Origin of the sequence: Mesorhizobium loti R88b, assembly GCF_013170845.1 — a bacterium.
GTDB classification, from domain to species: Bacteria; Pseudomonadota; Alphaproteobacteria; order Rhizobiales; family Rhizobiaceae; genus Mesorhizobium; species Mesorhizobium loti_B.
Genome location: NZ_CP033367.1, coordinates 1957916 through 1972500, shown reverse-complemented (window position 1 = coordinate 1972500; position 14585 = coordinate 1957916). Strand labels below are relative to the sequence as shown.

The 14585-nt window shown below is 62.9% G+C and carries 11 protein-coding genes (1 of these 11 cut by a window edge); 2 read left to right on the top strand and 9 right to left on the bottom strand.

All coding sequences use genetic code 11. The annotated features are described in order from the left end of the window. On the top strand, positions 1-189 hold the 3' end of the coding sequence (locus EB235_RS09630; protein WP_027031200.1) for a M23 family metallopeptidase. The gene continues 1782 nt to the left of window position 1, outside the view; the window shows 189 of its 1971 coding nt (coding positions 1783-1971); its start codon lies off the left edge, out of view; it ends in the stop codon at positions 187-189. Between the two features lie 27 nt (positions 190-216). Here EB235_RS09630 and EB235_RS09625 read toward each other — a convergent pair whose 3' ends face one another. Further along, positions 217-1776 (bottom strand): MFS transporter, encoded by a 1560-nt coding sequence (locus tag EB235_RS09625; protein WP_027031201.1) that lies wholly within the window; start codon positions 1774-1776, stop codon positions 217-219. Positions 1777-1928: 152 nt separating this feature from the next. On the opposite strand from EB235_RS09625, the gene EB235_RS09620 reads away from it, so the two are divergent. Next, complete coding sequence (locus tag EB235_RS09620) at positions 1929-2561, top strand: TMEM175 family protein (RefSeq protein ID WP_027031202.1); 633 nt, start codon at positions 1929-1931, stop codon at positions 2559-2561. On the opposite strand, the gene EB235_RS09615 is transcribed toward EB235_RS09620, so the two are convergent. The 8 genes from EB235_RS09615 to EB235_RS09580 form a co-directional block, all read right to left on the bottom strand. Beyond that, complete coding sequence (locus EB235_RS09615) at positions 2535-4061, bottom strand: L,D-transpeptidase family protein (RefSeq protein WP_027031203.1); 1527 nt, start codon at positions 4059-4061, stop codon at positions 2535-2537. The genes EB235_RS09620 and EB235_RS09615 overlap by 27 nt on opposite strands. 154 nt (positions 4062-4215) lie before the next feature. Next, positions 4216-4578 (bottom strand): MmcQ/YjbR family DNA-binding protein, encoded by a 363-nt coding sequence (locus EB235_RS09610; protein ID WP_027031204.1) that lies wholly within the window; start codon positions 4576-4578, stop codon positions 4216-4218. A gap of 143 nt (positions 4579-4721) precedes the next feature. Further along, positions 4722-7328, bottom strand: coding sequence for an ATP-dependent chaperone ClpB (gene clpB, locus EB235_RS09605; protein ID WP_027031205.1), 2607 nt, complete (start codon positions 7326-7328; stop codon positions 4722-4724). Between the two features lie 220 nt (positions 7329-7548). Further along, positions 7549-8502: a DUF4167 domain-containing protein gene (locus EB235_RS09600; protein ID WP_027031206.1), complete on the bottom strand. Its 954-nt coding sequence runs from the start codon at positions 8500-8502 to the stop codon at positions 7549-7551. A 303-nt stretch (positions 8503-8805) separates the two neighbouring features. Then, positions 8806-9684 (bottom strand): peptide chain release factor N(5)-glutamine methyltransferase, encoded by an 879-nt coding sequence (gene prmC / locus EB235_RS09595; RefSeq protein ID WP_027031207.1) that lies wholly within the window; start codon positions 9682-9684, stop codon positions 8806-8808. Further along, on the bottom strand, positions 9677-10756 hold the full coding sequence (gene prfA, locus EB235_RS09590) for a peptide chain release factor 1 (protein WP_027031208.1): 1080 nt from the start codon (positions 10754-10756) through the stop codon (positions 9677-9679). The genes prmC and prfA overlap by 8 nt, the downstream gene beginning before the upstream one ends. 9 nt (positions 10757-10765) lie before the next feature. Continuing rightward, the gene (gene ptsP / locus EB235_RS09585) at positions 10766-13036 is read right to left on the bottom strand and encodes a phosphoenolpyruvate--protein phosphotransferase (protein WP_027031209.1); all 2271 of its coding nucleotides are present in this window, start codon (positions 13034-13036) and stop codon (positions 10766-10768) included. Positions 13037-13119: 83 nt separating this feature from the next. Next, positions 13120-14373 (bottom strand): aspartate kinase, encoded by a 1254-nt coding sequence (locus EB235_RS09580; protein ID WP_027031210.1) that lies wholly within the window; start codon positions 14371-14373, stop codon positions 13120-13122. Between the last annotated feature and the right edge of the window lie 212 nt (positions 14374-14585).

The following is a 14585-nucleotide window of genomic DNA, read 5'->3' as shown; positions in this document are numbered from 1 at the left end:
CACCTCCACTACGAGCTGATCGTCAACGGCACCAAGGTCGATTCGATGCGCGTCCGCCTGCCGGTCGGCAAGGTGCTGAAGGGCGATGATCTCGTCGCCTTCAGGCGCGAGCGCGAGCGAATCGATGACCTGCTGAAGCAGGAAGACAGCGATTCGCTGAAGGTCGCGAGCGCCAAGATCGACGGCTGACCTTTCGTTTTCAGTCTTGCTGACGTCTCAGTCTTGCGGATTTTCGGTGCGCCGCGACCATGGCAGCCGCTCACCGGAAATGGTCGTCCACGCGATAATGGCCGAAAGCAGGCAAAGCAGCGCCGTAACAGACGAGACGGCGGAAAACGCCGCATCGCCGGCGGCGAGCCTTGCCGCATCGAGCGCCGGCGCAAGTCCAGCCGGCGCCGGCTCGCCAAAGCCTGGCACGCCTGAGACCACACTTTCGTCCAGCGCATTGGCGTAGACCCAGGCGGCTAGCGATCCCATTGCCGCCACCGCGATCAAGCCGCCTATGCGCGAGACGGCATTGTTGATGCCCGAAGCAGCCCCCGTATCCTTGTCGTCCACAGCCGTCATGATCGCGGTTGAGAGTGGTGAGACGACCAGAGCCATGCCGAGCCCCATCAGCGCCATCAGCGGAAATATTCCCGTCCAGAAATGGTGCATGCCGGCATGGGTGAGCAAGGTAAGTCCGGCGAAGGCGAACGCGACGATCAGGCTGCCGCAGGCGATCGGAAAGCGCGGCCCGATCCGGTCCGACAATTGGCCGACCGGTCCCGACAGCAACGCGATCGACGCCGACAACGGCAGGAAAATGAAACCAACCTCGGCCGTGCTCAGCCCCCAGCCGGCGATCAGCAGCATCGGCAGATAGAAGAGATTGGCTGACAGCGCGAAATAGAGGAAGAAGGTCGCGACATTTGCCCCGGCAAACGCACCGATGCGAAACAGGCTGAGATTGATCATTGGCTCGCGCTGCCGGTGCTCGAACAGGACAAAGACGATAAGCAGCACGACACCGGCGGCAATGCTTGGTCCCGCCATATGGCCCTCGCCGCTGGAACTCATCGAGGTCAGCCCATAGGCGAGCGCGCCGAAGGCCAGCGTCGCCAGCGCACCGCCACCCAAATCCAGACTGCGTTTTTCCGTCGGCGCATCGGCCGGGATCTTGGTGAGCAGAAGATAGATCGAGATCAGGCCGAGCGGCAGATTGATGGCGAAGATCGCCCGCCAGATGCCGCCGCCGAAAGCCGACAGCACCAGACCGCCGAGCACCGGGCCGAGCGCGGTGGTCAGTGCCGAGGCGGCGGCCCAGATGCCGATCGCGCGGCCGCGTTCTTTCTTCGGATAGGCCTTGGCGATGATGGCGAGACTGCCCGGCACCATGATTGCAGCCCCGATGCCCTGGAGGGCGCGAAACGCGATCAGCACGACAGCGTTCGGCGCCAACGCACAGGCAAGCGACGCGGCGACGAACAGCACAATGCCGGCCACAAAGGCGCGGCGCAGCCCGAACCGGTCGCCGGCGGCACCGCCGGCAAGGATCAGCGCCGAGAGCGTCAACGCATAGGCATTGGAAATCCACTGTGCCTCGGCAAGACTGGCACCGAGATCGACACGGATCGCCGGCATGGCGATGGCCAGGATCGAGCCGTCGATAAAGCCGAGCGCCGAGGCCAGGATCGCCGCAATCAGCACGAATCGCCGCTGCGATTGCGGACAGAAGGTTCCGTTCGTGACCGGACTGGTCAGCGGGACTGCGGCGGCTTCATTTGGCGAATGCATGGCGCTCTGCTTAGACCGACGCCGTGCTGGCAACAACCGGCCAGCCGCTAGCAGTCCTTGAAACCAGCCATATTGCCAGGATCGCATCTGTCCGGATGCAAATGGCGGCAGCCATGCTAAGTTTTTCGCGGAGCCGCAAGCGGGAGAAGGCGATGAAGCATCCACTGGAAGCATCGGCGGAAGGGCGCGGCCGCATCGTTGGCATCACCGACGGCGTCTTCGCAATCGCGCTCACGCTCATCGTGCTCGAGATCCGGGTGCCGGCGCATGAGATAATCCATTCCGAGCGCAATCTGCTTGCCGCTATTGCCGCACTGGCGCCGCGCTTCCTGACCTATGCGTTGAGCTTCCTGACGCTGACCATCTTCTGGTTCGGCCAGCAGGCGCAGCATGGGCTGATCGCCAAATCCGACAGGCGGCTCGCGACGCTGAACCTCTGCTTTCTCGCCTTCATCGCCTTGCTGCCGTTCTCGACCGATCTTCTGGCCGATTTCCTCGAATTCAGGACCGCGGTGCTCGTCTACTGGCTCAACCTGCTGATGCTCGGCGTCACGCTGCTCGCCAGCTGGCACTACGCGGATAAGAACGGCTTTGTAGCGGAAGATGTCGACGCCGAAACGAGGCGCACGGTCTATCTGCGCATCGTCAAGGCGCAGATCCTGTGGGCAGTCGGCGCCGCACTCTGCCTGATCAGCCCATTGCTCAGCATCGGCTTCATTCTGCTTGTGCAGTTGATCTATGCCGCTGCGCTGCGCAGCTCATTGCTGCGCAACGTCATCGGATGAAGGTCCGCCAATGAATTCCACGGTGACGCCTGGCGACACCAGCTTGGCGAGCTCTCGTGCGTCCCAGTTGGTCAGGCGCACGCAGCCATGGCTTTCGGTCTTGCCGATCTTCGACGGCTCGGGCGTTCCGTGGATGCCGTAGGTCGGCTTGTCCAAGGCGATCCAGACCGACCCGACAGGGCCGTTGGGGCCTGGCGGAACGGTGAGAATCTTGTCGTTCTCGCCCTGCTTGAAGTTGATATTGGGGTTGTAGGTATAGTTCGGGTCGAGCGCGATGCGCGACACGGCGTGGATGCCGGTGGGCGATGGCGTGTCGGCCGAGCCGATTGTGGCGGGATAGGCTGCGACCAGCTTGCCGCCCGCATCGTAGGCGTACACTTCTTTCTTGGTTTTGTCGGCGACGATGCGCGCGACCGGCGTAGACACCAGCTTGCCGAAATTGGCGACCTTGATGATCGTGCCGGGACGGTTGAAGTCGAGGCCCTTGTTGATCGACTTTAGATAGTTCTCGTCCATGTGGAAGCGCTCGGCCAGCGCCTCGGTGACCGAGGTATAGCACATGCAGTTGAGCTGCGCCTTCTGGCTGTAGTCTTCCGGGATCGAGGCGACATAAGGGCCTGCCGCATCCTCCGCCGTGATTGTGTAGTTGGCAAAGGCGTCGCCACCGGATTGCGAAAGAGCTGACTGGATGCCGACCGCGTCGGTCGATTTCAGATTGCTGCCGTTGATCTGGTTGTAGGCGGCCAAGGCCTTGTCGACATTCGAGCCGAAGCGCCCGTCAATCACGCCCGGCGAAGCGCCGCCACGGTCGAGCAGGACCTGCAGCGCCGCCACATCCTGACGCGCGCCGAGCGACAGCGACGGATCGACGGCGGCCTTGCCGCCGGTCTCCGGCGGCAGCGCCGCCGGCGTTTCCGGATTGGCTGGCTGCACCTCCGGCTGGGCCGGCTGAACAGGGTCTATCGAAGCCTCGTTGAGCGGCTGGCGCTTGATCGTGCCCGGCTTTGCCGGCCGCGGTGCATCGGGATAAGTGTTGTCGTAGCCGCCATCGTCCTGTTGCGCTGGTGGGTAGGCCTCTACGGAGTTGTCACTGTTGGGATCGTATTCATCCGCCGGCGGGGCGATAACCCGGCCGTCCTCGTCCATCCGCTTGCGGCGCAAACGCGCCATGTCTTCCGGATCGTCGAGATAATAGCGGTCATCATCGGCAGGAGCGCGGCCCAATTCGCGCAGCCGTGTATCGCGGCGCAGCGCGCGGCGGTCAAGGCGTGTCTGCGGCGGCTGGATGGCGATGACCTTGCCGGTATCGGCATCGACGATGACGCGGTTGCCGCGGGCGTCGTAATAGATGTCCAGATTTCCGTCCTGGGCGACGAGAATGCCGCCATCACTGGCAGCGCGGGCAACTCTTGGTGCGTTGTCCTGTGTCGGCGCGGCAAGCGCGGCAGAAGACACAAGCCCGGCGGCAAGCGCCGAAAGGGCGAAGATCGTGCGGAACATCGTGGCCAAACTCTCCGGTCCGTAATTGCCGCCGCCCGGCAGTGGTGTCCCTGTAAGGCGAACCCCTTCGCCAACAAACCAGTTACCCACCATATGGTTCCAACATGAACCGGGCATGAAGATGGCGGTTTTCCGGCGTATCGACGAATATTAGCTAGCTTGCGAGCCCCAAGTCCTTGCGCGCCTGCTTGGTCAGCTTCAGGGCGACCAGGCGATGGCTCTCGCGCAGATAGTCCTTCAGCGCCCCATCATCCATGCTTTGGCTTGTCTGACGCTGGATCCATGTCATGCCGCGCGAGGCAAGATAGGGCGCCGGCCGGCAACCCGGCTGCTCCTTCAGCACATCAAAGGCGATGTCGGAACATTTGAAGGTGACGAAGAGCTGCTGGCCGTGATCCCAGCCGCCGATCGCAAACACCTTGGTGCCGACCTTCCAGACATGGGCGCCGCCCCACTGGACGATATGATTTGTCGCGGGCAGCGAAGCGCAGAAGCTGTTGTAGTCGTCCAGCGTCATCCGCTCCCGCCTTCAAAATGAAATGAAAACGCCGCGCGCCCAGTCTGGACGCGCGGCACCCTGAAGCGCGACGCGCGTCAGATCTTTGTTTTATGCATGTCGTTGTCCCAAAACCGAACTCACTTTTGGGCGACATGCATTGATCAGGCGGCCGCTTCAGCCGCGACAATCGACGGCTTCGAGCGGAAGTTCAGCCGGTCGGAACCGGCGGTGACCTTGACGGTCGAGCCATCGAGAATATCGCCGAGCAGGATTTTCTCCGCCAGCGGGTCCTGCAACTCCTTCTGCATCACCCGCTTAAGCGGCCGTGCGCCATAGGCCGGGTCGTAACCCTTGGCTGCCAGCCACTCGATCGCCTCCTTGTCCAGCGACAGCGTGATCTTGCGATCGACAAGCAGGCTTTCCAGCCGCTTGAGCTGGATCTCCACGATGCGGCCCATGTCCTGCCGGCGCAGCCGGTGGAACAGGATCACCTCGTCAACGCGGTTCAGGAACTCCGGCCGGAACGACGCCTTGACGACATTCATCACCTCGTCGCGAACCTGGTCGACATCCTGATCCTCGCCGAGATTGACCAGATATTCGGCGCCGAGGTTGGACGTCATGATGATCAGCGTGTTGCGGAAATCGACCGTGCGGCCCTGGCCATCAGTCAGGCGGCCGTCATCGAGCACCTGCAGCAAGACGTTGAAAACATCCGGATGCGCCTTCTCGATCTCGTCGAACAGCACGACCTGATAGGGCCGGCGCCGCACCGCTTCGGTCAGCGCGCCGCCTTCCTCATAGCCGACATAGCCGGGAGGCGCACCGATCAGCCGGGAAACCGAGTGCTTTTCCATGAACTCCGACATGTCGATGCGCACCATGGCGCTATCGTCGTCGAACAGGAAGCTTGCCAGCGCCTTGGTCAGTTCGGTTTTGCCGACACCCGTCGGCCCGAGGAAGATGAACGAGCCGATCGGCCGGTTCGGATCCTGCAGGCCCGCACGCGCGCGCCGTACCGCCTTGGAAACGGCCTGCACCGCCTCGCCCTGGCCGACGACACGCTTGCCGATCTCGTCTTCCATGCGCAGCAGCTTGTCGCGCTCGCCCTGCAGCATCTTGTCGACGGGAATGCCGGTCCAGCGCGAGACGATATGAGCGACGTGGTCGGGTGTGACCACTTCCTCGACCATGCCGACCTTGCCGTCCTGGGCTTCGGCCTCCTTCAGCTTCTTTTCCAGCTCGGGGATCTTGCCATAGGCAAGCTCGCCGGCGCGCTGGAATTCACCCTTGCGCTGGGCAATGGCAAGGTCGTTGCGCGCCTCGTCGAGCTGCTTCTTCAGATCGGCGGCGAGCCCGAGCTTCTGCTTCTCGGCCTGCCACTTGGCGGTGATCTCGGTCGATTCTTCCTCAAGGCCGACAAGTTCTTTTTCCAGGCGGACGAGCCGGTCTTTCGAGGCATCGTCCGTCTCGACCTTCAGCGCCTCGCGCTCGATCTTGAGCTGCATGATGCGGCGGTCGATCTCATCCAGCGCCTCGGGCTTGGAATCGACCTGCATCCTGAGCCGCGACGCGGCTTCGTCCATCAGGTCGATTGCTTTGTCCGGCAGGAAGCGGTCGGCGATGTAGCGATTGGACAGCGTCGCCGCCGCCACCAGAGCCGAGTCGGAAATACGCACCTTGTGGTGCTGCTCGTATTTTTCCTTCAGGCCGCGCAGGATCGAGACGGTGTCTTCCACCGTCGGCTCATCGACGAAAACGGGCTGGAAGCGGCGGGCAAGTGCCGGATCCTTCTCGACATGTTTTCTGTATTCATCGAGCGTGGTCGCACCGACGCAGTGCAGTTCGCCACGCGCGAGCGCGGGCTTCAACAGGTTCGACGCATCCATCGCGCCGTCAGCCTTACCGGCGCCGACCAGCGTGTGCATCTCGTCGATGAACAGGATGATGTTGCCGTTGGCCGAAGTGACTTCGGACAGCACCGCCTTCAGCCGCTCCTCGAACTCGCCACGATATTTGGCGCCGGCAATCAGCGAGCCCATGTCGAGCGCCATCAACTGCTTGTCCTTCAGCGATTCCGGCACGTCGCCATTGACGATGCGCAGCGCCAGGCCTTCGGCGATCGCCGTCTTGCCGACGCCCGGCTCGCCGATCAGCACCGGATTGTTCTTGGTGCGGCGCGACAACACCTGGATGGTGCGGCGGATCTCGTCGTCGCGACCAATCACCGGGTCGAGCTTGCCCGCGCGGGCGTCCGCCGTGAGATCGCGCGCGTACTTCTTCAGCGCGTCATAGCCCTGCTCGGCGCTCGCCGAATCCGCGGTACGACCCTTGCGGACATCGTTGATGACCTGATTCAGGGCCTGCGCGGTGACGCCGGCCTTGGCCAGGATGTCGGCGGTCTTGGCCGATTTCTCCATGGTCAGCGCCTGCAACAGCCGCTCGACGGTGACAAAGCTGTCACCGGCCTTCTTGGCCAGTTCTTCGGCCGTCGAAAACACCTTGGCCAAAGGCTGCGCGAGATAGAGCTGGCCGTTACCGCCTTCCACCTTCGGCATCGCCTCAAGTGCCGTCTCGACGCCAAGCTTGACGTCGCGGGTGGTGCCGCCGGCGCGTTCGATCAACGACGCGGCCAAGCCCTCGTCATCGTCGACGAGCACCTTCAACATGTGTTCGGGAGTGAATTGCTGGTGATTGCGCGAGAGCGCCATGGTCTGCGCCGACTGGATAAAGCCACGCACACGCTCTGAGTATTTCTCAAGGTTCATATCTGTCTCCTTCCATCACCGGCCCGCTTTGCGGCACCGGATCAGATTGCGGTGACGGACCCGCCCATTCGAGCCGAGTCCTGTTCAGCCGAGATATGGTGCATAGGCCATGCTGTCTCAAGACGCCTTGATGTCGGTCAATGCATAATATTCCACGTCAGCCCAATCGAAAACGGCGGAGATTTCTCCCCGCCGTTCAATGCTTTGAGCTGCCGTTCGATCAGTTGTCGATGTCGACGATCACGGGCTCGGTGCTGCCACTATCGGCCGGAGCCGCGGCCACCTCGCCGGTATCGGCATTGTCGCCACCACTGTCGACCTGATCGGCGTTGGTGCGCGGACGCCGCGGGCGGCGCGGGCGACGGGCAGCGCCGCTCTCGGCGGCCGCCTCGTTGAGCTCGGCCTGCGCGGCAAGAGCCGCCGGCGAAAAGCTCTCGAACAGCGGAGCCGGCTCGGCTACCGCAACGATCTCGACCGGTGAAGCGGGCTCTGCCTGTGCGTCTGCCTGGACCGGGGCCTCGTTGCGCTGCTGCTGGCCACCTTGATCGGAGGATGAAGCAAAGTCGCGCTGGCCGTTCTGGCCGTAGCCGCCATTGGGGCGACGATCGCGGTGGCGCCCGCCATTGTTGTCGCGGCCGTTGTTGCGCCCGCCATTGTCGCGCCCGCCATTGTCGCGATTGTCGCGACCGTTTTCCCGGTTCAGCGCGACCTCGGCCGGCATGCCTTCGATAACCGGCTGCGGGCCGGTGCCGTGGTTGGCCACCGGAATCTGGGCATCGGAAATAGTGTTGCTGTTGTTGCCGGAATTGTCGAAGTCGTCACGATCCTCATCGCCGTCATCGTCGAAATCGTCGCGATTCTGTTGCGCATTCTGGATCGGCATCTGCGCCTGAGCGGCGGCAATGATGCGATTGTAGTGTTCGGCGTGCTGGAGGTAGTTTTCCGCCATGACACGGTCGCCGGAACTTTGCGCATCTCGGGCCAGGGTGGCGTATTTTTCGGCGATCTGCTGAGCCGATCCACGGATCTTCACGTCCGGGCCGTTACTCTCGTAGTTACGCGTCAGGGGATTCGGTCCCTTGCGATTGTTGTTATTATTATTGTTGTTGCCGCCACCGCCGCCGCCATTGTTGTTGCGACCGCGCATGCGCCTGTTCTGCTGTTGTGGCCTCATTAGACTCTCTTCATTTTGAAATTTTTTGAAAACTCGTCACGAACGGTGGCGCTCATGCAGCCAGCCGTTTGGTTTCTTCACCGGCGTTCGCCCGCATCGATTGCGTTGGCGCCACGTGCCATCCTGTTCCGGTTACATCACTTGCCGGACGATTCCCGCACGAAGCTTGGGCGTCGTTTGCGCAAGAAGGCAGCTATTTCCAAGGAAACCGAATCGCTAAGAGCACTGCCTGCTTCGTCTCATCCGGTTGAGGCGACCCTAGCCGCATTCCCCGGTATTGCCAAGCGGTTTTTTTGCACTGCGTCAAGGGTTTCCCCGTTGAAAGACAAGAACCCTGTCATTTCCGCCGAGATCACGGAAAGCACCCACCGGTGCATAGCCCGCGGCCGTGAATATACCCGTAACGTCGTCCTGTTGCGTATAACCGATCTCGACTGCGATCCTGCCTTCGGGCTTCAAAAACACTTCCGCCTCGGCGGCTATTGTTCTGTAAGGGTCCAGACCATCCTCGCCACCATCAAGGGCTGCGCGGGGATCGAAATCGCGGACCTCGTCCTGCAGATTTTCGATGTCTTGTGATAATATGTAGGGAGGGTTTGCGGCAATTACATGGTATCGGCCGGAAACTTTTTCGAACCAGTTTGACTCGAGCGCAGTAAACCGATCGGCGAGGCCCAGTTGCCTGGCATTGCGGCTCGCCGTCGCCAGAGCGCCAGCGGCAATGTCGACACCGGTGGCGGTCGCGGCCGGCTCTGCGCTCAGCAGCGCCAGCGCGATTGCGCCCGTTCCGGTGCCGAGATCCAGAACGCGGCATTCACCCTCCCGCGCGGCGATTGCCTTGACGAAGGGCAGCACCGCCTCGACCAGCGTTTCAGTATCAGGCCTCGGCTCCAGCGTTTCGGGCGACAGTGACAGGCGCAGGCCATAGAACTCGCGGTAACCGAGGATACGATGCACCGGCTCGCCACCCGCCCGCCGTTTCAAGGCGGCATCGATCTGCGCAAGTGCGTCGGCTGCCACTTTGCGTGCGGGATCGGAGACCGCCTGCGTCCGCGTCGTTCCGGAAAAATGTTCGACGATCAGCCTGGCATCGAGCGTGGGATCACCGACTGCGGCCGCCACAAGCCTGGCCCGCGCTTCCCGCAGCAGCGGCCCCAGCGCCTCGGGCAAAGGATCAGCCATCAAGGCCGATATCGGCGAGCAGCTTCGACTGGTGATCGGCGATCAGCGCGTCAATGACTTCGTCGAGTTCGCCCATCATCACCCGGTCGAGCTTGTAAAGCGTCAGGTTGATGCGATGGTCGGTGAGGCGGCCTTGCGGGAAATTGTAGGTGCGGATGCGCTCCGAGCGATCTCCGGAGCCAACCTGCGACTTGCGCGATTCGGAACGCTCCTCGTCCGCCTTGCTGCGCTCCAGGTCGTAGAGCCGGGCGCGTAGGATCTGCATGGCCTTCGCCCGGTTCTGGTGCTGCGACTTCTCCGCCTGCACCACCATGATGCCGGTCGGCAGATGGGTGATGCGCACCGCCGAATCGGTGGTGTTGACGTGCTGGCCGCCGGAGCCCGAGGCGCGCATCGTGTCAATGCGGATGTCTTCGGCCTTGATGTCGATATCGACCTCTTCGGCTTCCGGCAACACGGCGACGGTCGCGGCGGAAGTATGAATGCGCCCGCTGGCCTCGGTCGCCGGCACGCGCTGCACGCGATGCACGCCAGATTCGAATTTCAGATGGGCAAAGACCCCCCTGCCGGAAATGGTGGCGATGATTTCCTTGAAACCACCGGCATCGCCATCGCTGGCCGACACCGTCTCGAACCGCCAGCCGCGTTCGGCTGCATAGCGCTCATACATTCGAAACAGATCACCGGCGAAAAGGGCGGCCTCATCGCCGCCGGTACCGGCACGGATTTCGAGGATGGCGTTCTTGTCGTCGGCGGCATCCCTGGGCAACAGAAGGACCTGAATGTCCTTCTGCAGCGCCTCGATGCGATCCTCCACGCCGGGCAGATCTGCCTCGGCGAGCGCCCGCATCTCCGCATCGGTGCCCTTGTCGGCAAGCATCGCTTCGAGGTCGGCCTGCTCATGCTCGGCCGCGCGCAGTTCCCTGACCTTGGCCACCATGTCCTGCAGCTCGGCATATTCCGACGCCATCTTCACATAGGCATCCGGCGCCGGCCCGGCAGACATCTGCGCCTCAAGCATCTCGAAACGCTTGACGACTTGATCCATACGATCGCGGGGCAAATTGACCATGATGAGATGCTACAGCGGGATCGAGCGGTCGTCGGCAAAGGCCTGCAGCAGCGCCCGCATTGGCAGCCCCTGCGCCGGCGCCATCAGATTGTCGTCAAAGAACGCTTTCAGCTCGTCCAGCGGCAGTTCCGTCAGCATTGCCTTGACCGGGCCGATCGAGGCCGGCGACATCGAGATCGAGCGGAAGCCAAGGCCGATCAGCGCCATGGCCGATATGGGTTTTCCGGCAAGTTCGCCGCACAGCGTGACGGGCGTGTGATTGCGGGCGCCGGCATCGGCGATCTGCTTGAGCACACGCAGGAACGGCGCCGACAGCGTGTCGAACCGGTTGGCCAATTGCGTGTTGCCGCGGTCGACCGCCATGACGAACTGGAACAGATCGTTCGAGCCGACCGAAACGAAATCGACCGCCTTCATCAATTCGTCGAGCTGGAACAGCAGCGACGGCACTTCCAGCATGGCGCCCAGCTTGAGGCTGGTCGGCAGATGATGGGCAAAGCGCGAGAGATGCCGCACTTCACGGTCGATGATTTCGCGCGCTTGGGCGATTTCGCCAAGCTCGGTCACCATCGGCAGCATCAGCTTGAGCTCACGCCCGCCGCTGGCCTTCAGCAAGGCGCGGATCTGGGTGCGCAGCAATCCCGGCCGGTCGAGCGTCAGGCGGATCGCCCGCCAGCCCAGCGCCGGGTTCTCTTCCTGGATGGCACCCTTGAAGTAGGGCAGCACCTTGTCGCCACCAATATCGATGGTGCGGAAGGTGACCGGCTTGCCGCGCGCCGCCTCGAGCACGTCGCGATAGAGTTTTTCCTGCGCCTCGGCACGCGGAAAGGTCGAAGCGACCATGAACTGCAGTTCGGTGCGGAACAGGCCGATGCCTGCGGCGCCCGCCTCGGCCAGCTGCGGCAGGTCGACGGCAAGCCCGGCATTCATCAAGAGATCGACCTGGACACCGTCCTTGGTCGTTGACGGCTTCTTGCGCAGTTCGCGATAAACCTCTTGCCGGCGCGCCCGGAAACGCACCTTTTCGGCATAGGCAGCCTCGAGATCGGGCTGCGGCCGCAAATGGATCACGCCCTCTTCGCCGTCGACGATGATGGCATCGCCGTTTTCCGCCATGGAAACGGCGCCCTTCATCTGGCCGGCCACCGGGATGCCCATGGCGCGCGCGACGATGACGACGTGGCTGGTGGCCGCACCATCCTCGAGCACCAACCCGCGCATCTTCTCCCTGGGATAGTCCAGAAGCTCGGCAGCCCCCATCGAGCGGGCAACGATGATGGCATCCTTCGGCAGCGATGCCGCGACATCCTCGGGTCCGCGGCCCATCAACTGGCGCAGCAGCCGGTTGGCGAGGTCGTCGAAATCGCTCATCCGCTCGCGCAGATAGGGATCGGTCATGTGCAGCATGCGCGCGCGCATGTCGCTCTGCACCTTTTCCACGGCAGCCTCGGCGGTCAGGCCGTTGCGGATCGCCTCTTCCAGGCGCCGCACCCAGCCGCGGTCATTGGCGAACATGCGATAGGCTTCCAGCACCTGGCGATGCTCGCCTTCGAAGGCGACATCGCGGCGCTCCAGCATGTCGTCGATGGAGAGGCGGAGCGAACCGAGCGAGGTCTCGAGCCGCCGGACCTCTTCCTCGCTGTCTTCATTGAACAGATTGGTGACGACGATGCGCGGCTCGTGCAGCACGACATGGCCAAGCCCGACGCCGTCGTTGAAGGACAGGCCGGTGAAACTGACTGGCCGGCGCAGATCAAGTTCAAGGCCGGGCCGGGTCAGCCGCGCCAGATCGCCGGTGGCGATCATCTCGGCGATGACCATGGCGGTGGTTTCCAGCGCCTCGACCTCGTCGTCGCGATAATGGCGCATGGTCTTGTTCTGGACGACCAGGACGCCCAGCGTGCGCCCTGCCCGCAGCACCGGCACGCCAAGGAAGGAATTGTAAATCTCTTCCCCGGTCTCCGGCAGGTAGGCGAAGGCCGGGTGCTCCTGCGCATTGGACAGGTTGAGCGGCCGCGCGCTGGCGGCGATCGTGCCGACCAGACCTTGCCCCAGCCGCAGCTGCGCCAGGTGGACGGCATTCGGGTTCAGACCTTCGGTGGCATAGAGCTCAAGCACCGAATCGGCCCGCAGCACGTAAAGCGAGCAGACTTCGGCGACCATGTTGGAGGCGATGTCGCGCACGATCCGGTCAAGCCGCTCCTGCGGCTCCAGCGGCTCTTGCATGAGCTCGCGGAGCCGTTTCAGCAAAACGCGCGGGCCACTGGCCTGGTCACGCATCGCGGCTTCTTCTCCAATAGGCATTTTGCCCGCCGCAGTTTCCACTGCGACCGGTGCACGCGCAACAACTCAAATCGTTCTCGCTACTGCTTATCCAGACCGTAGACGGAATGCAAAGTGCGAACCGCGAGTTCTGTGTACGGACCATCGATCAGTATCGAAATCTTGATCTCGGAGGTGGTGATGGCGCGGATGTTGATCGCCTTGTCGGCCAGCGCCTTGAAGGCGGTGGCGGCAACGCCGGCATGGCTCCTCATGCCAATGCCGATGACCGAAACCTTCGACATGCCGGCTTCCGACTGCACGACATCGTAGCCGATCTCGGTTTTCAGGCGCTCCAGCACGACAAGCGCCTTGTCGACGTCGCCTGACGGCACCGTGAAGGTCATGTCGGTGAACTTGCCGTCCTCGGAAATGTTCTGGACGATCATGTCGACATTGATGTTAGCCTCGGCCAGCGGGCCGAAGATGCCGGCGGCGACGCCCGGCCGGTCGCCGACGCGGCGCAGCGAAATCTGCGCTTCGTCCTTGGCATAGGCAATTCCGGTGACGACCTGCTGTTCCACGATCTCTTCCTCGTCGCAAATGAGCGTTCCCGGAGGATTGAGCAAATCCCCCATTCCGGGCGCATCGGGATCGTCGAAGGACGACCGCACGAAGGTACGCACCCTGTGCACCATGGCAAGCTCGACCGAACGCACCTGCAGAACCTTGGCGCCGAGCGAGGCCATTTCAAGCATTTCCTCGAACGAGATCTTGGCCAGCCGGCGCGCCTTGGGCTCCATGCGCGGATCGGTGGTGTAGACCCCGTCGACATCGGTGTAGATGTCGCAGCGGTCGGCCTTGACCGCGGCCGCTATAGCCACCGCGCTGGTGTCGGAACCACCACGTCCAAGCGTAGCGATGCGATTATCCGGCCCGATGCCCTGGAAGCCGGCGATGACGGCCACCTGGCCTTCGCCGAAGCGCTTGATCAGGAAGGCACCATCGATATCGAGAATACGCGCCGCGCCATGCGCATTGTCGGTCTTGATCGGGATCTGCCAGCCCTGCCAGGAGCGCGCATGCACACCCATGTTCTGCAAGGTGATGGCCAGCAGGCCGGCCGTGACCTGTTCGCCGGAAGCGACGACCGCGTCATATTCGCGTGCATCGTGCATCGGCGAGGCTTCGCGTGTCCAGGCAACCAGCTCATTGGTCTTGCCCGACATCGCCGAGACAACCACGGCCACCTCGTGGCCAGCGTCGACCTCGCGTTTGACGTGGCGCGCCACATTGCGGATGCGGGCGATGTCGGCGACGGAGGTTCCGCCGAATTTCATCACGATGCGCGCCATGGAAGCGAAATGCCTTTGACTGAAGCCGGCCTGGAGCCGAAAATAAAAGAAAGCGCCCGGCTGGCGCCGGCCGCTGAATGCGCGGCCTCCTTAGCCAAATGATGAAGGTTTCGCAAGGCTGGCAGCGGATTGCCGGTTTCAAGAAGACGGCATATTGCGTTCCAACCCTGCGCCGCTTACCAAATGCTGCCCGCGGGGAATTCCTTTTGGTT

Coding starts and splice junctions, on each gene's coding strand:
- EB235_RS09625 (WP_027031201.1), bottom strand. CDS start 1,776: ATGCATTCGCCAAATGAAGCCGCCGCAGTCCCGCTGACCAGTCCGGTC.
- EB235_RS09620 (WP_027031202.1), top strand. CDS start 1,929: ATGAAGCATCCACTGGAAGCATCGGCGGAAGGGCGCGGCCGCATCGTT.
- EB235_RS09615 (WP_027031203.1), bottom strand. CDS start 4,061: ATGTTCCGCACGATCTTCGCCCTTTCGGCGCTTGCCGCCGGGCTTGTG.
- EB235_RS09610 (WP_027031204.1), bottom strand. CDS start 4,578: ATGACGCTGGACGACTACAACAGCTTCTGCGCTTCGCTGCCCGCGACA.
- clpB (WP_027031205.1), bottom strand. CDS start 7,328: ATGAACCTTGAGAAATACTCAGAGCGTGTGCGTGGCTTTATCCAGTCG.
- EB235_RS09600 (WP_027031206.1), bottom strand. CDS start 8,502: ATGAGGCCACAACAGCAGAACAGGCGCATGCGCGGTCGCAACAACAAT.
- prmC (WP_027031207.1), bottom strand. CDS start 9,684: ATGGCTGATCCTTTGCCCGAGGCGCTGGGGCCGCTGCTGCGGGAAGCG.
- prfA (WP_027031208.1), bottom strand. CDS start 10,756: ATGGTCAATTTGCCCCGCGATCGTATGGATCAAGTCGTCAAGCGTTTC.
- ptsP (WP_027031209.1), bottom strand. CDS start 13,036: ATGCGTGACCAGGCCAGTGGCCCGCGCGTTTTGCTGAAACGGCTCCGC.
- EB235_RS09580 (WP_027031210.1), bottom strand. CDS start 14,373: ATGGCGCGCATCGTGATGAAATTCGGCGGAACCTCCGTCGCCGACATC.